Source organism: Ruegeria sp. CI5 (assembly GCF_056536885.1).
This window is the reverse complement of record NZ_JBQFQN010000002.1, coordinates 246,956-267,057: the sequence shown is the minus strand read 5'-3', so window position 1 is coordinate 267,057 and position 20,102 is coordinate 246,956. Positions and strand designations below refer to the sequence as shown.

The 20,102-nt window shown below is 58.8% G+C and carries 14 protein-coding genes; 5 read left to right on the top strand and 9 right to left on the bottom strand.

Annotated features, from left to right (window positions below):
- Nucleotides 1-8: 8 nt before the first annotated feature.
- On the bottom strand, nucleotides 9-2,315 hold the full coding sequence (locus ACR0BA_RS10035) for a Tex family protein (RefSeq protein ID WP_480727749.1): 2,307 nt from the start codon (nucleotides 2,313-2,315) through the stop codon (nucleotides 9-11).
- 297 nt (nucleotides 2,316-2,612) lie between these two features.
- Here ACR0BA_RS10035 and ACR0BA_RS10030 point away from each other — a divergent pair, with 297 nt between their 5' ends.
- From ACR0BA_RS10030 to ACR0BA_RS10010, 5 genes are all read left to right on the top strand, one after another.
- Nucleotides 2,613-4,826, top strand: coding sequence for an NADP-dependent isocitrate dehydrogenase (locus ACR0BA_RS10030; RefSeq protein ID WP_480727747.1), 2,214 nt, complete (start codon nucleotides 2,613-2,615; stop codon nucleotides 4,824-4,826).
- A gap of 315 nt (nucleotides 4,827-5,141) precedes the next feature.
- Complete coding sequence (locus ACR0BA_RS10025; protein ID WP_170367453.1) at nucleotides 5,142-5,927, top strand: metallophosphoesterase family protein; 786 nt, start codon at nucleotides 5,142-5,144, stop codon at nucleotides 5,925-5,927.
- Nucleotide 5,928: 1 nt separating this feature from the next.
- On the top strand, nucleotides 5,929-6,963 hold the full coding sequence (locus ACR0BA_RS10020) for an ATP-grasp domain-containing protein (protein ID WP_170444776.1): 1,035 nt from the start codon (nucleotides 5,929-5,931) through the stop codon (nucleotides 6,961-6,963).
- Nucleotides 6,960-7,847, top strand: coding sequence for an NAD-dependent epimerase/dehydratase family protein (locus ACR0BA_RS10015; protein WP_480727746.1), 888 nt, complete (start codon nucleotides 6,960-6,962; stop codon nucleotides 7,845-7,847). The genes ACR0BA_RS10020 and ACR0BA_RS10015 overlap by 4 nt, the downstream gene beginning before the upstream one ends.
- Nucleotides 7,848-7,972: 125 nt before the next feature.
- Nucleotides 7,973-9,208 carry an O-antigen ligase family protein gene (locus ACR0BA_RS10010; RefSeq protein ID WP_170444769.1) on the top strand — a complete coding sequence of 412 codons (1,236 nt, stop codon included), beginning with the start codon at nucleotides 7,973-7,975 and terminating at the stop codon, nucleotides 9,206-9,208.
- Between the two features lie 9 nt (nucleotides 9,209-9,217).
- On the opposite strand, the gene ACR0BA_RS10005 is transcribed toward ACR0BA_RS10010, so the two are convergent.
- The 8 genes from ACR0BA_RS10005 to ACR0BA_RS09970 all read right to left on the bottom strand — a co-directional run bounded on the left by ACR0BA_RS10005 (nucleotide 9,218) and on the right by ACR0BA_RS09970 (nucleotide 19,988).
- Nucleotides 9,218-10,309 carry a hypothetical protein gene (locus ACR0BA_RS10005; protein ID WP_480727745.1) on the bottom strand — a complete coding sequence of 364 codons (1,092 nt, stop codon included), beginning with the start codon at nucleotides 10,307-10,309 and terminating at the stop codon, nucleotides 9,218-9,220.
- A gap of 393 nt (nucleotides 10,310-10,702) precedes the next feature.
- Nucleotides 10,703-11,422 (bottom strand): class I SAM-dependent methyltransferase, encoded by a 720-nt coding sequence (locus ACR0BA_RS10000; protein ID WP_480727743.1) that lies wholly within the window; start codon nucleotides 11,420-11,422, stop codon nucleotides 10,703-10,705.
- Nucleotides 11,423-11,674: 252 nt separating this feature from the next.
- Nucleotides 11,675-12,613, bottom strand: coding sequence for a UbiA family prenyltransferase (locus ACR0BA_RS09995; protein WP_170372067.1), 939 nt, complete (start codon nucleotides 12,611-12,613; stop codon nucleotides 11,675-11,677).
- Between the two features lie 75 nt (nucleotides 12,614-12,688).
- Nucleotides 12,689-14,119 carry a hypothetical protein gene (locus tag ACR0BA_RS09990; protein WP_480727741.1) on the bottom strand — a complete coding sequence of 477 codons (1,431 nt, stop codon included), beginning with the start codon at nucleotides 14,117-14,119 and terminating at the stop codon, nucleotides 12,689-12,691.
- A gap of 142 nt (nucleotides 14,120-14,261) precedes the next feature.
- Entirely contained in the window at nucleotides 14,262-16,103 is a 1,842-nt protein-coding gene (locus tag ACR0BA_RS09985) for a GumC family protein (protein WP_170341739.1), read from the bottom strand.
- Between the two features lie 309 nt (nucleotides 16,104-16,412).
- The gene (locus ACR0BA_RS09980; RefSeq protein WP_170341738.1) at nucleotides 16,413-16,853 is read right to left on the bottom strand and encodes a GtrA family protein; all 441 of its coding nucleotides are present in this window, start codon (nucleotides 16,851-16,853) and stop codon (nucleotides 16,413-16,415) included.
- 106 nt (nucleotides 16,854-16,959) lie between these two features.
- On the bottom strand, nucleotides 16,960-18,468 hold the full coding sequence (locus ACR0BA_RS09975) for an ArnT family glycosyltransferase (protein WP_480727740.1): 1,509 nt from the start codon (nucleotides 18,466-18,468) through the stop codon (nucleotides 16,960-16,962).
- Nucleotides 18,469-18,644: 176 nt separating this feature from the next.
- Complete coding sequence (locus tag ACR0BA_RS09970; RefSeq protein ID WP_480727738.1) at nucleotides 18,645-19,988, bottom strand: hypothetical protein; 1,344 nt, start codon at nucleotides 19,986-19,988, stop codon at nucleotides 18,645-18,647.
- Between the last annotated feature and the right edge of the window lie 114 nt (nucleotides 19,989-20,102).

Below are 20,102 nucleotides of genomic sequence, written 5' to 3'. Positions count from 1 at the left end.
TAGGGGGCTTATTGATTTTTCAGTGCATTTTGCAGCGCATCCCCAATCGCGCTGTGCTGCGCATTATGGGCAGATTTTGCGCGTTGTGATTTCGGGATGCCTTTATTCTTTTCACGCGCGTTCTGGCCTTTGACGTCGCGATCTTGCCGGGCAGAAGCTCCGCCATCCTTGCGCATGCTCAACCCGATCCGCTTGCGCGGCACGTCCACCTCAACGACCCGGACGCGCACGACCTGACCGGCCTTGACCACCTCATGTGGATCCTTGACGAAACGGTCGGCCAGCTGGCTGACATGCACCAGCCCGTCCTGATGTACGCCGATATCGACGAAGGCGCCAAAGGCAGCGACGTTGGTCACGGTGCCTTCCAGCACCATGCCGGGTTTGAGGTCGGTGATCTCCTCGACACCTTCCTTGAAACTGGCGGTCACGAAGCTGGGGCGCGGGTCGCGGCCGGGCTTTTCCAACTCGGCAAAGATGTCGCGCACCGTGGGCAGGCCGAACCGGTCATCCACGAACTGTTCGGCGCGCAGGCCGCGCAGTGCTCCGTCATTGCCCATGATCTGACGGATGTCTCGGCCGCAGGCCTGCACGATGCGGCGGGCCACGTCATAGGCCTCGGGGTGGACGGCCGAGGCGTCCAACGGCTCATCCCCGTCGCGGATGCGCAGAAAGCCCGCGCATTGTTCAAAGGCGCGGGGGCCGAGGCGCGCGGCCTTCAGCAGATCCTGCCGCGACCGGAACGCGCCATTGAGGTCGCGATGCGCCACGATGGCTTCGGCCAGACCGGGGCCCAGGCCCGAGACATGGGCCAGCAGCGGCGCCGAGGCGGTGTTCAGATCGACGCCCACGGCGTTCACCACGTCCTCGATCACCGCTTCCAGAGACTGGCTCAGCCGGTGTTGATCGACGTCATGCTGATACTGGCCGACGCCGATGCTCTTGGGTTCGATCTTGACCAGCTCGGCCAGCGGGTCCTGCAGGCGGCGGGCGATCGACACCGCGCCACGCAGCGAGACATCCAGATCGGGAAACTCGCGCGTCGCCAGTTCCGAGGCGGAATAGACCGAGGCCCCGGCCTCGGACACCACGACCTTGGTGGGCGCCTGCACCCCCTTGGGCAGCAGTTTCAGCGTGTCGGTCACCAGTCGTTCGGTCTCGCGGCTGGCGGTGCCGTTGCCGATGGCGATCAGTTCGACCTTGTGCGTTGCGATCAGGTTCAGAATGGTGGCCTGTGCGCCACGCAGATCGTTCTTGGGTTGGAACGGATACAGCGTGTCGGTCGCCACCAGCTTGCCCGTCGCGTCCACCACCGCGGCCTTGACGCCGGTGCGGATGCCCGGGTCCAACCCCAGGGTGGGGCGGGGGCCCGCCGGGGCGGCAAACAGCAAGTCCTTGAGATTGCGTGCAAAAACCAGAATGGCCTCCTCCTGCGCGCGGCTGCGCAGATCGGCCATAAGTTCGACCATCATCGACAGCGACAGCTTTACCCGCCAAGTCCAGCCCGCGGCCTTGCGCAGCCAGGCATCGCCCGGCCCGTCGCTGCGCGTCTGCAGATGGGCGGCCACGATCGCCTCGGCCCGGGCGGCGCCGGTTTCCGGGTCGGGGGCGATGTCCAGCGTCACGATCCCCTCTTTCGAGGCGCGCAGCATCGCCAGCGCCCGGTGCGAAGGCACCTTGGCCCAGGGCTCGGCATGGTCGAAATAGTCGCTGAACTTGGCGCCTTCCTGTTCCTTGCCCTCGATCACCTTCGAGGTCAGCAGCGCCTCGGCCTGCATGAAGCTGCGCAGCTCGCCCAGAAGTGCGGCGTTTTCGGTCAGACGCTCGGTGATGATGTCGCGCGCGCCATTCAGCGCGTCCTTGGTGGTGGGCACGGCCTCGGTCACATAGGCCTGGGCCAGAACTTCGGGGTCGGCGCTGCGGTCGGCCAGGATCGCGTCGGCCAGCGGCTCCAGCCCGTTTTCCCGCGCGATCATCGCCTTGGTGCGACGCTTGGGTTTGTAGGGCAGGTAGATGTCTTCCAGCTGTGCCTTGGTTTCGGCGCGGGCAATGGATTTGGCCAGATCGTCGGTCAGCTTCCCTTGATCCTTGATCGAGTTCAGGATCGTCTCGCGCCGCGCCTCAAGCTCGCGCAGATAGGCCAGCCGGTCGAACAGGGTGCGCAGCTGGCTGTCATCCAGCCCGCCCGTCACCTCTTTGCGGTAGCGCGCCACGAAGGGCACGGTGGCGCCTTCGTCCAGCAGCTTGACCGCCGCGTCCACCTGTTCGGGGCGGGCATTGATTTCCGTGGCGATGGTGCGGGCGATACGGTCCAACGGGGCCTCCTTGATCTCGGGTTAGAGAACCGTCTTAGCCAGCGCCCGCGCCAAGGGAAAGGCGTTGCGTATCGTCGGCGGGCTGAAAATACGGGCATATGCGCGGTTTTGCGCAAACTGGGTCAAAATGCGCATTCAGTTGCGATTGATCCCGGGCCCCGGGTGATTTAAGGGAAGCCCTGTCAAATCAGAGTCACCCCGGAGCGGAACAGCATTCACGCTCCTCGCACGCCGCGCCGCACGCGGCACAACTCTCGGATCGCACGCCCCTGAAAGGCTTAAAAAAGGTAAGGGAACATGGCAGAAAAATCGAACTTCGACATATTGTATACCATCGTAGACGAAGCGCCGGAGCTGGCCAGTGCCTCGTTCCTGCCCATCATCCGCAAATTCGCCTCGGCCGCGGGCGTCAGCGTTGGAACCAAGGATATTTCGCTGGCCGGGCGCATCATCGCGGCCTTCCCCGAAAACCTGACCGAAGAGCAGCGTCAGCCCGACGATCTGGCCGCCTTGGGTGAGCTGGTGAAAACCCCCGAGGCCAACGTGATCAAGCTGCCCAACATCTCGGCCTCGTTGCCGCAGCTGGTCGCGGCCATCAAGGAACTGCAGGGGCAGGGCTACGACATACCCAACTATCCCGAGGACCCCAAGACCGACGCCGAAAAAGAGATCCGCGCCCGCTATGACGCGATCAAGGGCTCGGCCGTGAACCCGGTTCTGCGCGAGGGCAACAGCGACCGCCGCGCCGCCAAGGCGGTCAAGCGCTATGCGCAACAGCACCCGCATTCGATGGGCGAATGGTCGGCCGACAGCAAGACCAAGGTGTCGTCGATGCCGGGCAATGATTTCTATGCCAACGAGAAATCGGCCACCATCACCGCAGACCAGGCCGGTGATGCGCGGATCGAATTCGTGGGCAAGGACGGTGGTGTTACCGTCCTGAAAGAAGGCTGGACGCTGGAAGAGGGCACCGTTGCGGACGCCACTTTCATGTCGGTCAAGGCGCTGTCGGAGTTCCTGGATGCCGCGATCGAGGACACCAAGAAAGACGGCACGATGTTCTCGCTGCACATGAAGGCGACGATGATGAAGGTCAGTGACCCAATCATTTTCGGCTATGCCGTCAAGTCGTGGCTGGCGCCGGTGTTCGAAAAATTCGGCGACCGCATGGCTCAGCTGGGCGTCAACCCGAACTCCGGCCTGGGCGATCTTCTGAACCGCGTCAAGGACGATGCCGAGATCATGGCCGCGATCGAAGCGGTCAAGGCAGACCGTCCCTCAATGTACATGGTGGACAGCGACAAGGGCATCACCAACTTGCACGTGCCGTCGGACGTGATCATCGACGCCTCGATGCCGGCCGTGATCCGCGCGGGCGGCAAGGGCTGGGACGAGAGCGGCAAGAAGGGCGACACCAACTGCGTGATCCCCGACCGCTGCTATGCGCCGGTCTATGACGAGACCATCAATTTCTTCAAAGCCAACGGTGCGCTGAACCCGGCGACCGCCGGTTCGGTGGCCAACGTGGGCCTGATGGCCCAGAAGGCCGAGGAATACGGCAGCCACCCGACCACATTTGAGGCGCCCGCCGACGGCACGATTCGCATCGTTCTGGCCAATGGCGAAACCCTGCATTCGCATGAGGTCGAAAAGGGTGACATCTGGCGCGCTTGCACCGCCAAGAAAGCCCCGATTGAGAACTGGATCCAACTGGCGATGGACCGTCAGCGTCTGACCGGCTCCGAGGCGATCTTCTGGCTGGATGCGAACCGCGCCCATGACGCCGAGCTGATCAAATACGTCAAGCCGGCGCTCGAGGCTGCGGGCGTAGCCGACAAGTTCCTGATCCTGGCGCCGCGTGAGGCGACCCGCAAGTCGCTGGGAACCATCACCGCCGGCAAGGACAGCATCGCCATCACCGGCAACGTGCTGCGCGACTATCTGACCGACCTGTTCCCGATCCTCGAACTGGGCACCTCGGCCAAGATGCTGTCGATCGTCAAGCTGATGAATGGCGGCGGCCTGTTCGAAACCGGTGCAGGTGGCTCGGCGCCCAAGCACGTGCAGCAGCTGGTCGAGGAAAACCACCTGCGTTGGGACTCGATGGGCGAATTCTGCGCACTGGGTGAATCGCTGAACTTCCTGGCCGACAGCCGCGGAAACGCCAAGGCCGCCGTTTTGGGCGCTGCAGCCGAGGCCGCGACGCAGGGGATCCTGGACCATGACCGCTCGCCCAGCCGCAAGGTTGGCGAGCCGGACAACCGCGACAGCCACTATTGGTTCGCCCGCTACTGGGCCGAGGCACTGGCCGCGCAGTCGGATGATGCTGAACTGGCCGCGCATTTTGCTCCGATCGCCAAAGAACTGGCGGAGAAGGAAGAGCAGATCCTGTCCGAACTGCTGGCCGCTCAAGGCAAACCTGCAGATCTGGGCGGCTACTACCACGGCGATCGCACCAAAACTGCGGCGGTGATGCGCCCCAGCGCGACACTGAACGCGATCATTGGCTGAATTCAGAAGGCCGGGCGAATGAGCCCGGCCTTTTTTTCGTCGGATCAGGCGACAGTTATTTTTTTTCCGAGCTATTGTTTGCTTTTGCTTGATTGGCCGGACCTGAACAGTTCCAGCACGACCTGGGTTGGACAAAGGGAGTTGCGGCACGGTTCTCAGCCGGTATCATCCCAGAAAGTTTGCACCGTCGAACGGTTCGGCCGGACAGTGCAGTTGATTTGTTAATGGGTGTTTCAGAGCTCCTGTGTTCCCAGAAATTGGAACCAGGGCTGGCGCTGGATTTGGATTGCCGGACACGGTCGGCGGAGAGTGGTCATGAGTACGCTGAAGATCGCGGTACTGTCCGACATACATGGAAACGCCACGGCGTATGCGACCGCGATCCAAAAGGCCGAAGCTTTTGTGCCGGATGTCGTCGTCATGTTGGGCGATCTGCTGACATATGGTGTGCGCCCTCGGCAGGTGTTGGAACTGACCGACCAACTGATGGCTCGCCAAAACTGCGTGTTCATCCGCGGCAACCACGACCAGTTCTATTTCGATCTGGATAAAGGTAACCCGTCCTTCTACGACAACATTGCAGGATTTGTGTTGGAGTCCGTCGAATGGACGCATGGTGAGGTCCGGGGCGACCCACCGTTGGCTGACCGATACCCATGGGCCGACCGCCATAGCATGGGGCCGATCCTGTTCTCACATGCCAACCCTTACGATTATGGGGACTGGTCCTATGTCTCGAAACCGGAACAATGGGCGCCAGCGGCAGCGGCCTTGCGACACATGGGAAAGACGGTCGGGGTCTTTGGGCATTCGCACCGGGCCTTTGCCGTCATGATCGACGAAGCCGGAAGACCGACACCTGCGGATCAACGCAAGTGGATAAGGATTCCGAAAGGGTCTGTGCTACTGCTGAATCCCGGAGCGGTCGGGCAGGGGCGGGGCACGGGCCTGTCTTATCTGACCCTCGAGCTGGATGGCGACCGGGTTAGAATCGACATCCCGTCGATCAGCTTCGATCTGGAACATATCCGCGCGGATATTCAGGCCACTGACCTCAGTCAGGGGACAAAGGAACGGCTTATTTCATTCATGGAGAAATGAATTGATCACGGTTTTGGTTACAGGTGCGGGTGGCGGAGTGGGCCAGGGCATCATCAAGTCGCTCAGGCTGATTTCTGATTTGCCGCTGCGTATTCTTGGAGCCGACATGTCCGCCCTATCTGCCGGCCTTTATGCTTGCGACAAAGCCTTTCTGGTCGAAGGGTGCCGCTCGCCGGGATATCTCGACTCACTGGCGCGGATATTTCAGTCAGAGTCCGTGGACTACTATTTCCCCGGAACGGATATCGAACTGGCATTGTGTGCCGAAAACCGGGATCGCATTGCGGAACATTTCGGGACAAAGGTCGTGGTCAACAGTCCAGAGACGGTGCGAATTGCCGATGACAAGGGACTGACCTCGGCTTTTTTGGCGAATAACGGGCTGCCCCATCCGCGCACTTGGCCTATGGCCGAGGCTTTGGAAATGGATGATCTGGTCTACCCGGTTATTGCCAAACCGGCGGTCGGGTTTCGGTCCATCGGGGTCGAGCGGGTGAATTCTCGGGAAGAGCTGGCCAACTACCCTGGTGATCTAGCGGCAACCATCGTACAGGAACTGATCGGCGATGACGCGCGCGAGTTTACGTGCACGATCGTCGGGGCGAAGGGGAGCCTGTCGCCGGTTCTGGCACTGCGCCGAGTGCTTCGGTCGGGCGATACATATCGGGCCATTCCCGAGCGGAACCCGGTGATCGAAGACTATGTCACAGCTATCGCGCGCAAGCTGGACGTCGAAGGGGCCTGCAATTTTCAGCTGCGCCTTGGCGACGACGGAGTACCCAAGGTGTTCGAAATCAATGCCCGGTTCTCGGGCACTACACCGTTTTGTGCTCAACTGGGTTTCAATCCGGTCGAATGTTACCTCAAGACCGATCGCGGCCTTCCCTATGAGCCGGAAATCGCTTGGGACAGCATGGTTCTGCGGTACTGGAGCGAGCTGGTCGTTCCGCGTTCAATGACAGACACATTGGATCAGGCCGGCCAGTTGGAACCTCAGATCCCGGCCCAGTTCAGCCTCTATGGCGGGACGCCATGAAAGTTGCCCTGACAGGGGCGACCGGCCTGCTGGGTCGCCATCTTGTGGCCTGGCTAAGCCGACGTGACATTCCTGTTGCGCGGATCGACCGGTCGAACTGGGATCTGCAGGACGCGATCACCCATGTCAGGCTGGATCAACTGGCGCAAGGTGCGGATGTATTTGTGCACTGCGCGGCCCGGATTGACCTTGCCGGGCCTGCGGATGACGGCTCGGCTTGGCAGGTGCTGTTTGACAGCAATGTGCGAGCCACGTTGAATGCGGCGCGTTGGGCGGCAGATCGTGACGTGCACTTCATCTTTGTGTCCAGCGGGTCAGTTTATCGCGATCCTCATGCCCGCGGAATCGACGAAAGCGCGGAAACCGCCCCGGGGCCGCTTGGGGGTGATTACGCTACAACCAAGCGTTTGGCCGAAGCGGGGCTGGCTGAGCTTGCCCAGTCTTCTGGAGCGCGAGTGACCGTGCTCAGACCTTCGGCGCTCTATGGTCATGGGCTGCCTGATGACAAGTTTCTTGTGCGGATGCTTAATGATGCGGCCGCGGGGCAAAACATCACAGTAACAGGTCCAAAGAACAGCATTGATTTCGTGCATGCGCATGACCTGAGCCGGGCGATTTTGCAATCGGCCCATGCCGAAGCTTACGGTGTATTCAATATCTCCGGCGGAGGTCCGGTTTCCTTGGCGGATTTGGCGCAGGAGATCATGTCCGTCGCAGGTGGCCGGGGTGTGATCGAAACCCGACCCGGAGACAGTCCGCCATTCACCCGCTTCGATCTGTCCTCGGACGCAGCCCGGGCAGCATTCGGCTATGCGCCGGTTGTGGACATTGCAACGGGTCTGGAAATGACGTTGAGGGGCCAATTGCTGCCGGCAGCGGCATGACCCGGTCCGGCAGCCGGGCGATGGGAGCCGGAAACATGTTTTTTGAAGGTATCTTGGGTGTTACCCTTGTATTCCGGGTACCAGTCTGCGGGCCAGGTAACCCACCGCCGTTTGGATTGTAGAATATGGTGCCAGTCAACAGTATCAGCCGGCCTAAGCCGATTTTGGAGCAGATCGAATTCGCGTGTCTGATGACTGCGTTGCTGTTCAGCACGTTCACTGCCTTTCGCCATCCGGCGGTTCTGTTCACGGCCAGCGACATGTTTCTGACGATTGCCGTGATCCTGCGGTGCAACCGCAGCCTGCCGCTGTTTCCGTTGCATTCCGCGTCCTCGGTCTGGTTCATCGGCATGCTGATGATGGTGGCGGGACTGTCGATCGGCTCTATCGCGCACGGCGATCCGGTGTCGGCCTTCGTCGTCATCGTGCAGTATTTCTTTTCGTTTGTCCTTCTGCCTCTGGCGATCCTGGGCCGCGCGTATGAAGAGGCGGTTACTCTTGCAAAGGTCGGCGTGATCTCGATTGCCTTGAACTGTCTTGTCGGGATGATCGCCTATGGCGTGGGCTATTCCGGTGGCGAATCCCGGTATTTCATGCTGGTCAGCGGCAACTACCGCGTTGCGGGGCTGGTGGATAATCCAAACGGGTTGGCTGGACTGATCGTGCTTTGGTTCCCGGTATTGTGGTATCTTGGGCTGACGGGTGCGCTAAGAAAACTGCCATTCTTGGCCCTCTTCGGGCTGCTCGCCATCACTTTGATCTACGCAAGTTCGAATTCCAGCCTTGCCGGTGCGGTCATCTGCGGTGCTCTGTTCCTGCTGCTGGTCGGAAATCAGCGCGTGCTGATGATCTGGGGAACAGCTGTGACGACGATGGCTTGGATCAGTATCCAATGGGCCGAGTTCATCTTTCCGCCGACGTTCCGCAACCGGGTATTGTCACCTCTGCTCGAGGGGGACCTGAGTCATGCGGGTACATTTGAAGACCGCGCCGATCTCATGATCGAGGCCTGGCGGTTTCTGCCGGATTACTTTCTGGTGGGTATGGGCGCGGGACAGTATCGCGAACTGAGCAGTCAAGGCATTCCCGTTCACAACCTGTACCTGTTGCTGGCCAACGAAGGGGGCATTCTGGCCTTACTGGGATTGTGCTTCGTTTTGGGGTCCGCCATCGTCTACGCCGTAATGGCCCGGCATAATGTGCCGAACAGGGTGTACGGGCGCGCGACCGTGGTGACGGTCACGCTGACCTTTGCGGCGCTGTCCATGAACTACACCCATGTTTACCAGCGCGGTATGCTGATCCCGTGGATCGTGGCATTGGGGCTGTTGGCTGCGTCCGATCGGTACCGGCGCCGCTAGCGTTTCACGTCACGGGTTGCTTTGTCCCATGCCGTTCCCGTCGCCAGCCAATTCGTGCAGGAACTCCTCGAGGTTGGTCCAGCCATCTTCGTCCGAATCCGCAATTGCATCCGTCGGGTCCGTGGGATTCAGGTCCCATTGCGTTTCCCATTCATCAGACATCCCGTCGACATCGCTGTCTGCATAGGGCAGGGCGCTTTCAAGCTCGGGCCAACCGCCGACCTTTTCAGGGTTCTTCTTTAGGATTTTGCCGGATCGATCTCGGACCTCCTGAACAACCCTCTGATCCACCGCGTCGCGAGACGGGCGTGTCGCTCCAGCGTTTTGCAGGACCGTTTCGAACACTGTCGAAACCGGATCGGCCTGGATCAAAGGTGGGGTGACCGGCTCATCAACCACATAGACACGATGCTCGGGGGCAAGGACGAGTTCCTCGGGAAGGTCCAGGCTGTTGCGGTTGTCTTCATCAAGATTGTCCCGAAGGTACAACCGGTAGCCGTTCTTGAAGCCGTCGAACAGGTGCACCAGTAGATTGGAATCGATGCTTTCACCGGACAGCTTCAGGTTGCCAATGATATTGGCGTCCAGCTCGGTCCAGCGATTGTCCAGCGAAACGACATATTGCCAGATCGGTGAGTACATCAGGTTGTTTACGATCTCGGTCGTGGTCCCCGGGGTCTGTGGCGCAATTTGCGGGTTTCTGAACATCCCGTGAGAGAACAGGTTGTGATGGATGCTGAAGTTGCCGCCCTTTGTCAGCAGCATGTTGCGGGCCCGGTTGCTTTTGCCTGGTCCGCCATGCAAGAGGGGCTCGCTGACGATGCTCCACTGAAAGGTCAGCCGTTCGGCGTTTTCTGAGTCAATGGTCTCGTCGCTGCCCCAACTGGCGGAAATGTGGTCGAAGATCACGTCACGCGCGGCTTTGGTGTAGACGCCAATGGCCCCTGAACAGCAGGATTCTACTTCGTGCGGCCCGGGCCGGAACCGAACATGGCGCACGATGACATCATGCGTCCGGATTTCCAGTGATGGGCGCAATTGACGTGGGCCGTTTCGGATCGCAATCCCACCGCCCGGAGCGGTTTCTCCGGCGATGGTCAAAAAAGGACTGTTTGCGATCAGAGACGCCTTTTCCAGTGTAATCGTTCCGCTGACCCGAAAGATGCAGGTTCGAGGACCTTTGGCGTCGATGCATGCTCGCAGGGAGCCGGGCCCGAATTCTTCGGTAGTCGTCACATAAATCACGCGCCCGCCGCGCCCACCTTTGGCCGCGGCGCCATGCCCTTCGGCGCTGGGAAATGCTCTTTGGGAGCCATCTGGCAATTGCGCCGAAAGTGACCGGTTCGCGTTCTCGGCCAACAGCGTACCGGGGCTGCAGCTAATCGCCAGAACAGTCGCAAATAGCGAACCATGTAATACGGCGAGCAGTCTTGGCCTTTTTGCAATGGGCATTCTAAAAACCTTGGCTGTTGTCAAAATTCTTCTGCCTTTGGTCTAGGGCGCAGTGCCCCGGGTTTGGGCTTTGGTCGCGCAGACCATCATTGAATCCCGCAGGTGCACTGGGATCACCAGGTCAGACAGCCGTGCCGGAACCTTGAAGCGCGCCCATCCGGGTAGATAACGATGCACTCTTTCAACCAGATATCCTAACGGAAAATACCACGTTGGCCGATGAAATTCGGTTTGTTGCAAGCCAGCTTTGGCCAAGGCAAAGCGCAGTGTTTCAGGGTCGAAATAGCCGATATGCGCAACACGATAGTGCCACCATTGGTCTCCCATGATACGCGCCAACAGGGACGAGCGGTCAGGCGTAACGACGACCAGTACTCCATCATCGGCCAGCAACCGCGCAGCCTGAGTGATCAGGTCCAGCGGATCCGGAACATGTTCGACCACGTCTACCAGAGTGACTACATCGTAGGGGCCGGTCAGATCGGGATGTGGAAGAACGCCTTGGACCACTGGCAGGCCATGGTGTTTTGCGCGTGCGCAAAACCGTCGCGACGGCTCAACCCCGATCGCGTCGTAACCACAGGCGATGGCCTCCTCGACCAGAATACCGGTTCCGGCCCCCACATCCAGCAGCCGGTTCGCGCCGGCAGTGGGTCTTGGCAATCTGTTCAGCAGCACCCGCTTCTGTCGCGCTCTTTGGGGGCGCGTCATCTCATAGGCCGGGTCTTCGAGATCTTCGTAGAATTTAAGGACATCGACCATATCCGTGCATTGGCAAAAACCGCAGCGGACGCATTGGTCGATCGCGGCGGTTGTACCGTAGTCGGCATTCGAGATTTCAAAGTTCCGCGACGTCGGATCCCCGCGCAGGGTGCTTTCCTTTATCCTCCTGAGGCCGCCGGTGCCGCACAACCAGCATCGCCGGGCCGGTGCGGAAACAACATCATCTGAAGGCTGGTTCACCATGCGCGCATCACCTCCAGTCTGGCAGCAAGCCGGTCCGTTGCCCGGCACCTATGACCCGACTGGCCGGATTTCAAGCAACTGTTCAAAGAACGGAAGCTTGATCTCGAGCAGAACGAACATGACCACCACCAGCAGAATAACCTGAAAAACAAGGCCGCGTTGTTTGTACAGATTTTCGGGGGCCTGTGCGATCGAGTCCCGCGCCAGCCCGACGGCAAGATAGCGCCCGAACAACATCGCCACGAAGGGCAGAGACAGAAGAAGCTCGATTTTGTACTTGGTCAGGAAAACGCCCAGGAAAGCGGTGGACAAGATTGCGTAGACCAGCGCCGAAACCAGTAGCTTCGACTCGTCGTAGTCTTTGAAAGATGCGCGGTACCGCGCGGCAAGCGCCGGGTCGTCAATGGTACGATATTCGGCAAAGCGCTTGATCGCCATCAGATACGCGCCTCCGAACCAGTACGAGATCAACACGCTGGATGGTGCAACAATCGGCGGAACCATAATGAACCAGCCCGCAAAGAACCGAATGGGGTTGTTGATGGCCTCGCTCAGAACGTCCAAATAGGCGCGGTCCTTGGATCGGATTGGTTTGACGTTGTAGATGATCCCCATGATCAGCAGGGACAGCGCCGTCAGGAAGAACGGCGTATTGATCAGCAGCGCGAGTCCCAGACCAACGATGGCCAGACCCAGCCATTGCAACCAGACGATCCGGCCGTCGATCTCGGTCACGACCGAGGCACGCTCTTTCTTCTTCGGGTGGTGTCGGTCGAATTCACGGTCCAACCACTCGTTGATGGTATAGTTGGCCGATGCGATCAGACAGATCGAAAAGATCCCGACGGCGAGGTCGATTACCGACCGACCGGTGAACTCGGCACCCATTATGACCGCAAGAACGGCACCCGGCAGAATGAAGATGTTCTTGAACCAATGGTCGATGCGCGCAATGGACAGATAGTCTTTGAATCCGGCTTTTACCATTGCAACCACTTTCACCGACACAACAACATTTGCCGGACCCGAAAAGGCGGGAAACAGAACAGTACGGGCGGCATGTCAGATTTCCAGACTGCGCCTTGCGTGCTTCTTCCGGCGATCATAAAGCTTCAAAACCACAAGGAAACTAGCACATATGACCACCGCGACGATAGGCCAAAGTGCTGCAAGATACCTTACCGACGCAATGGATAGTGTTGCAGACAGAAACAATAGCGCATGCAGGCTCAGCACCCCCAACCCGGCCAGGGTCAGCATCTGACGTCCGGCCCAGTTTCGGCGCAGCCAAAGGATTGAGGCCGCCAGGATCAAGATCGAAGCCAGCCAACCTATCGCAAGCGCGGAATGGATAAGACGTGCATACGGCGGATCAAATACATCGCGGGTGATATAGCCGAGCGCATTGTCGACCGGGAACGGCCCATTCTGCGCGATGTAGGCGGTGATGTCGTTCGCGGTCACGGCATGGTAGAAGGGCTGCCAGAGGGCGACATAGTGCTGTAGCGGCAACCGCAGAAACCCCGTCGGGTTCGCCAGAATTCGTCTTGAACCGATTTCGGCCATGAGTTCAGTCTTTGGAATGCCAATTTGGTCGGCAATGGACTGCAACCGGTCCTTCTCGTACAGAAACATCAAACTGGCTTCGTAGCTGTGCATCAGAAAGAAGGAGACCGGTCCAAATGGGGCCCGGGAAATCGCCTCGCGTGCGTCTGCCGGACCCTCTTCTTCAAGAATAATCCAGACTTCGGTTCGTGGGTCATCGGGGGCATAGGGACTTGGGCCTGCAGCGAACATGGCGCTTTTTGCGAATAAGACGTTCCCCAGCACGCTTTCGCGAGGTTCATCGTGGCGAAGATCGTAAGCGGCGCGGTCTGCAAGCAGCACGAAGGTGACGCCCAGAACTGCCAGAGCCAGCCCAGCCCACGGGCGCCTGCCATTGATATAGCTCGCGCAAAGAACCACCACGATAAGGATGGGCAAAAGAGCAAAACCAACTGGGCGGATCGCGATCATGGCGCCGACTGTCATGCCCAGGGCTGCAAAGTGCCAGGGCTTGGGGCCGTGGATCGCTTGCACCAGACAGGCAAGATAGACGCATGTCGCGCTCTGGAACAGAGACTCGGACAGGATGCTGTAGTTGAAGTAGATCGTCATCGGGTTGATGATCAGAATTCCAAGCAGGACCAGACCGGCACCGGAGTGGCCAGTGGCCCGGGCCAGCGTGACCGACAACAGACATGCAGCAGCCGAGAATACCCAGATCTGGCCTACAACAGCGGCGCGCAGCGGGTCCGCGAACCCGTCGAAAAGGTCCAGAAAAAAAGGATATGCAAAGCCGCGATAAGCGGCGGCTTGAACGTAGTCCGCCGAGTCACTGGAGAAGTTCACGTCAACCAAGGGAAAAGCCGTCTGAATCACCGCCTGGACCAGTGCCAGCGCGATGATTATGAGCCCCCCGTTTTCATCTGCCCTTGAAGAAGCTTTCCCCAAAACCCACTCCAAGCAAAGTCAGGTATTCCGACCGCGCCGCACGTCGGTCAGTACCCGCGCGCAGCATTCGGTGCCTGCATGGTAGCACAGACTCGGCCACCAGACATCCCCGGTGGCCGGAACGGCGCGGTCGCCGGATTTTCTAGTAGTCGTCGTAAGTACCGTAATACCCTTCGTAGGTGGTCCAGCGGTATTTCTTGGGGTCGACGTCATTCAGAATCGTACCCAGTACATTGAAGCCGGATGACTGAAGCCGTTTTGCCGCGGCTTGCAACGCATGCTGTGGCGTTTTTCCCCAGCGCGCGACCAGCAGAACGGCGTCGGCGAGGATGTCGTTGCGGTACACTTCATCCATCACCAGTGCCGGGGGTGTGTCCACGATAATGATATCGTATTGATCCAGCAGCGTTTCTTTGAGTTGCTTGAGTTTGTTTGACGCGGCATCAGACAGCTCGTGCGTAGGCGAGGCTGCGGTGATCAGATCCAGTGACCCTTTGGTTTCGGTGGTCAGAGCATGTTGCAGGGTGACACTGTCAGAATAGATTTCCGAAAGTTGCACCTCATCCATGTCCGGAATGAACGTCTTCGTCGCGCCGCGACGGTGCGTGTCCAGATCAATCAGCAGAGCGTTAAGTCCGTCGACCGCCGCCGAGGTCGCCAGAACGCTGCTGACGAAGGATTTGCCCTCGTTCGGCAGGCCTGAGGTGATCAGGATCACCTTGGAATGCTGGAACTTGATACAATTGGTCAAGATGCCCCGGGCGGCTTCGGCCAGGGGTGATTTCTGGCTCTGCAACAGGTTTTCGATCGCCTTGTTTTCACCGGCGAACATTTTGCTGCGTCGCTGCCGGGCGATATATCCTAGGTTGCTGAGGCCGGTCATTCGGAAGATCTGGTTTTCGCTGCGCACCGTTCTGTCCAGGCCCTCGCGCACAAGCGCGATGATGAAGCCAACGATCATTGCGAACAGGCCGGCCAGCACCGTGATCAATGACCTGCTGGGGGCATAGGGTTCAACCGGAATTCGTGCTTTGGAAACCTGAATCGTGCCGTCCTCAAGCTGGCCGATGCGAGTTTCCAGCAAGGTCAGGTTGTCGATCGTGGTTTGATAGCGGGTTCGCAGTAGTTCGACTTCGCGTTCCCGGCGCAGCAACGACAGCTCCAGACGGGTGCGGGCCTCCAGCTCCTGCTCGGATGTGACCAGCTGTTCCTGGAGGGCCAGAATTTCGTCTTCCGGCAGGTTGCGTTCGATGCCGATGCGCAGCTGGGCCTTGCGCCGCTCAACCTCGGCCCGCAGCCGGGTCACGACCTGTTCGTCATCCAGATTGTCCTCACGGATGAACTCGGCCAAATTCGATTCCGCCTGGGTCAATTCTTCGCCGAGGATACCGACCCGGCGTTTGAGATTGTCGATCGATGTCATCAAGCGATTGACCCGTGCGTCGCGCTCGTTCGCGATATAGACGGCAATGACGGTATTGGGCAGGGCTGCAGCCAGCACCGGCGATGTGGATCGGCCTTCGATGCTGATGGCGAGGCTTTCTCCCGCGCGGGAGACGGAATAAGAGGCCAGAACCTTGTCGGTGACCGCAGCGCGGTGAATCTCTTCATCCGCCTCGCTGTCCGCGCCGGGCGCACGGCGCACAAAGCTGGGGTCGTCGAACAGACCCAGGCGGTCTGCCACCTGCTCGGCAAAGTCGCGAGACCGCAGTCGGGCCAACTCGGTTTCCACGCTCGACCGGTTCAGTTCATAGGTTTCCAGCTGTCCGGTCGACTCGCTGAATCGTGTTTCCGTGAGAGCCAAAACCATCTGTGCGTCCGACCGATACTGGTCGGGGATGGTCGACATGTAGAAGGCTGTTGCCGAGACCGCACCGACGACCAACAGAAAGATGACCAGAAGGTTCCGGCGCAGTAGCAACCAGATATTGATGAAATCGTTGGTTTCATGCTGGTTGGCAATTACGTCGTCACCGGATTGCACGAGTGTTCTCCATTTTTTTCGGACCGTGAATACGGCTTAAAATCGGCGTCAGAATCGAACTGTTATTTATCATATTGTTTTACCTGTACTTTGATCGGCTCGATAGATTTATCTAGCCATATCAGGCCAAAAGGCCGTCCCTGTGCGTTTGGCGGGCAAAAAAAGCGATGCAAATCCGAGAGCAGAGAGTTTTTGGCCATTCTGGCGTCGGGCGAAGAGCTGCCTTTTCGAGGTCTTAAAATCGTGAACAAATCGCTTGGTTGTCGGCGTTGTTTCCGAATACGACACAGTGGGTTTGGTCCGGCATACCTACCTTCGGGCGTCCTGCGCCCGGGCTTCCGGTGGTTCAGCAGCAGGCTCGCGAAAGGTGATTTTCCAGTTCAGGGTAAAATTCAGAAGGAATATGCACCCGGTCACGAACGCCTGAATGATCAAGTAGTGGAAAGGCAACAACGCAAAGAGAAGAGAGAACAGCGCCACGTTTATCGCCGACGTCGTCGCCGTGACCAAAATGAACCTCTGCAGGGCACTGCGATGTGGAACGCTGGACCGAAACACCCATAGTCTTTGGATGCAGTAATTGAATGTGGCCCCCATCAGGAACCCGATTGCCGAAGCGATCGTTTCGTAGATGCCCAAGACCTCGACCGAGAACGCCATCGCCGAGAAATGGATGACGACGGCCGTGCACCCGGTCACGAAATAGCGACCGACCAGAACCGAGACGTGTTTGAGGTCTTCAAACTTCATCAATCAATCCTTCAGGGCGTGAATGCAGAGCCACCCGATTGAATATCATCGATCCTATCATTGTTCGGCCCCGAGTGTTGGAACAAGCTTCATGACATACGATCCTTCATTCGGTCGGTTTGAAACTGGCGGGAGATCCATAGATCCGCCCGTCGGCCTCCTCATAGAGTAGGGTCAGATCAGCTTCGCGGATCAGCCGTTCCTCATCGACCAGATAGAACCGCCAGTCGATCTCGTTCAGGATGGCGACAACCGCGTTTTGGTCGGCCACGCGTTTGCGGACCTCCTGAATTTCTTTTTCTGGCGACGTACCAGGGTCCGGCCTGCCGGTTCTGCGCTCGAACAACTCAGGGGACTTGAGCGCATCCACACCCTTGACCAGCCGAATGACATCATAGCCGTTTGAGTAAACCACGACACCGTCCCGCAGATTGTCCAGATGCGCCAAAGTCGGAGAGTTCTTCCAGACCGGTGAGGCATAGAAATTCCCCTCCGTCATGTGGGTGCGGGTCATCGCTGCCGTACGTACGGCATAGGTTCCGGTCAACGCCAGCGCAAGTATGAGAGCTGCGGGACGCAGCCGGTTCATCATATCCGTTCCGGGCTGACCGCCAACGAGAGCAAACCCCAGAACCAGAGTCGAAATGAACACTGGCAACAGGTACCTGGCATGGATGGTCAGATTGGCCTCGATAAACAGGGCCAGAACAAGGAAAGGAACGTAGACCAGCAAAAAGAATGAGATCGTACGCGCAACTGGCAGACCGGGAAGGTCATCAGGGTTGGTCTGAACCTTCAAAGCTGTGCCGATCAGAGCAATGACGAATCCCAAAACCACAACCAAAGCGGTCAACGTGATAATCGGCGGCAGAGAGCTTGGCAGCACGTAGGCTGATAGCGTGGTCAGTGCCGCGCGGAAGGTCTCGGTGTCGGGATCCCCAAGGAACGCTGCTTGACGCCCGATGCCGGTCCCACCGGAGGTTTGATTGTACAAGTACCACCCGATGATGATTGCGGATGCGATCAGGCCAAACACAATCGCCGAAACCAGTCGACGGCGCAGATCACCGTGCCCATAAACAAGGATTGTCAGCGAGCAGGCCGCGATCAGTGGGACCAATGCGAACCGGGTCAGCACGCACAGGGCGGCCAGACAGCTTGCCAACACAAAGGCGGACACGTTGTCGCCGCGCAGGTAACGGGACATGAAGAAATAGGTGCCCAGCAAGCAGTTTGTCGTGAGCGGTTCCGACAGGATCGTGACATGCGCGTACATGAACTGGGGGCTCAGGACCATGATCAGTGCTGCCAGAAAGATCATCCGTGGCCGAACCTTGCAGTCGTTCAGGATCAAGAACATCAAAGTGATGTTCAGGATCAGGCTGAGGATATTCAGTACGGTGGCCGCAAGCACGGGCTGGACACCCATTCCGGCCAGCAGATCAATAAGCGCGGTATAGGTTGGCGCCTGTTGAAACCGGTCGGGGGACAGCCCCAGATAGGCCATAGAATCCGGACGCATTCCGATTCCGTGCCATGTGCCGGCGGCAAAAAGCCCGGCCGCACAGGCAACGAGGAAAAAGAAAAATACCTTCAGTTCGGTGGACTGCCGCATGAATTCAACCCAAAAACACTTTTACAACCAACAGCGTGAAACATTGCCGAATGGCGCAAGTAACCGTTTGCGAATTCGGCGTGTCCTAAATTTTCACCGGCGGAGACGATGACCCAGAACGCTAAGTAGGGTCACTTTTGTTGTCAAGTTTACCCACAGCCGCCGCCCAGACCGGCCTAGTTTCGACCTCCGTGCGGACAGCATTGCGCCGGATCGAATGAAGCCGGATCCGCAAGAGGCGATACATTCACATACAGGCTGAGCGCCACAATTCCACTAAACAGCAAGACAAGTCCCGGCTTTTCCCTCAGCAGAACGACCGAACCCAAGATAATGGCCGTGGTCCAGTGAGAGCTGTAAAGCAACACTTCGAGTGGGTTGAAAAACAGGTAGAACACAAAGAACGTGCCCACCAACGTCCACACGGCCAGCACAAGCGGGGCGCGGCCAGGTGTTCTGGTGCCGGAAACAATTGCCCATCCGACCAGGATTGTCGCCAGAATTGTCAGGGCCAAGCGGCTTGGATCGCGGAGAATCTCCCATAGCCGATCCAGCAAAAAGCGGCACTGAACGGTTTCGGCCGGCGAGACCCAGGAAAACAGGAAGAAGCCGGCGGCATAGTCTTTGAAGATTTCCGGGTTGGTGAAGTTCGCAGCGTCCGCGTACCGGCCAACCATCTCGGTCGGTTCCATGAAAGGATCACCGTCCAGAACGATGCCCAGAAAAACGACCGGAGCCATCATGCAGATTACGGCGATCACCGACGGAACCACCAGTCCGAAAGTTAGTTTCCGCCCGACACCTCCGTTGAGAGACGCCCATGCAAATCCAGCATAAACCAGTGAGAATGCAGCCGCCGGCAAATGGGACCATCCGGCCAGCACACCGCAAGCCAGGCCAGCGATCACGCTGGTAAGGGCCGGGTATTTGCCGCAGTGTCTGGCCATCTCGGCCATGATCAACAATGACATGGCGATCGCCCAGAGTGAGACGCTGTAGGTCTCGACAACGCTGAGCGTGGTGACGGTTCCGAAGGTCAGGAGAACAGCAAGCGTCGCCAGAATGGAAACGGAGAGCGACAGGTGTTGGCGCAGCAGGAATAGTGCAATCGTGACAGACGACATGGCAGCCCAGAATGCGAGGCTGATCGAAATCGCGACAGGCTGCCGGATGCCCAACCAAGTCAACGGCTCGGCGATGGCGGCGTTCAGCATCACGACCAGTGGGTGGCGCGCAAGGTGGAAAGCCAGGTAGTGCCCCTGAAACAAGCCATGCGAGTAACGGCCAGGGTCCGAGGCAAGGATGCAGTCGTCGTTGTAAAACGGTTTGCCCGGCGGTGCGGGCATGTCCAGAAACTGCCGCGCGAATTCCAGCCGGAAATAGAAAAATGCAAAGACCACGCCAAACAGAAGCAGTAGCGCCAGGCCCGCCCGCCGTCTCGTTGAAGAAGAGTGTGAAGACCGAAATTCGGACCGGATATCGCGCCAAAGGCCCGAGCAGGATGCAATCAGTTCAGCCATGAACAGACTTAGGCACGTCGGTACGGCGCGTGACAAACAATAGGGGCGTGCACGTCTGTTTCGCATGATAATCGGCTGAATTGCGTCCTTTTGTGCGAATTTGGTGAACAGAAG

Coding starts and splice junctions, on each gene's coding strand:
- ACR0BA_RS10030 (WP_480727747.1), top strand. CDS start 2,613: ATGGCAGAAAAATCGAACTTCGACATATTGTATACCATCGTAGACGAA.
- ACR0BA_RS10025 (WP_170367453.1), top strand. CDS start 5,142: ATGAGTACGCTGAAGATCGCGGTACTGTCCGACATACATGGAAACGCC.
- ACR0BA_RS10015 (WP_480727746.1), top strand. CDS start 6,960: ATGAAAGTTGCCCTGACAGGGGCGACCGGCCTGCTGGGTCGCCATCTT.
- ACR0BA_RS10010 (WP_170444769.1), top strand. CDS start 7,973: ATGGTGCCAGTCAACAGTATCAGCCGGCCTAAGCCGATTTTGGAGCAG.
- ACR0BA_RS10000 (WP_480727743.1), bottom strand. CDS start 11,422: ATGGTCGATGTCCTTAAATTCTACGAAGATCTCGAAGACCCGGCCTAT.
- ACR0BA_RS09995 (WP_170372067.1), bottom strand. CDS start 12,613: ATGGTAAAAGCCGGATTCAAAGACTATCTGTCCATTGCGCGCATCGAC.
- ACR0BA_RS09980 (WP_170341738.1), bottom strand. CDS start 16,853: ATGAAGTTTGAAGACCTCAAACACGTCTCGGTTCTGGTCGGTCGCTAT.
- ACR0BA_RS09975 (WP_480727740.1), bottom strand. CDS start 18,468: ATGCGGCAGTCCACCGAACTGAAGGTATTTTTCTTTTTCCTCGTTGCC.
- ACR0BA_RS09970 (WP_480727738.1), bottom strand. CDS start 19,988: ATGGCTGAACTGATTGCATCCTGCTCGGGCCTTTGGCGCGATATCCGG.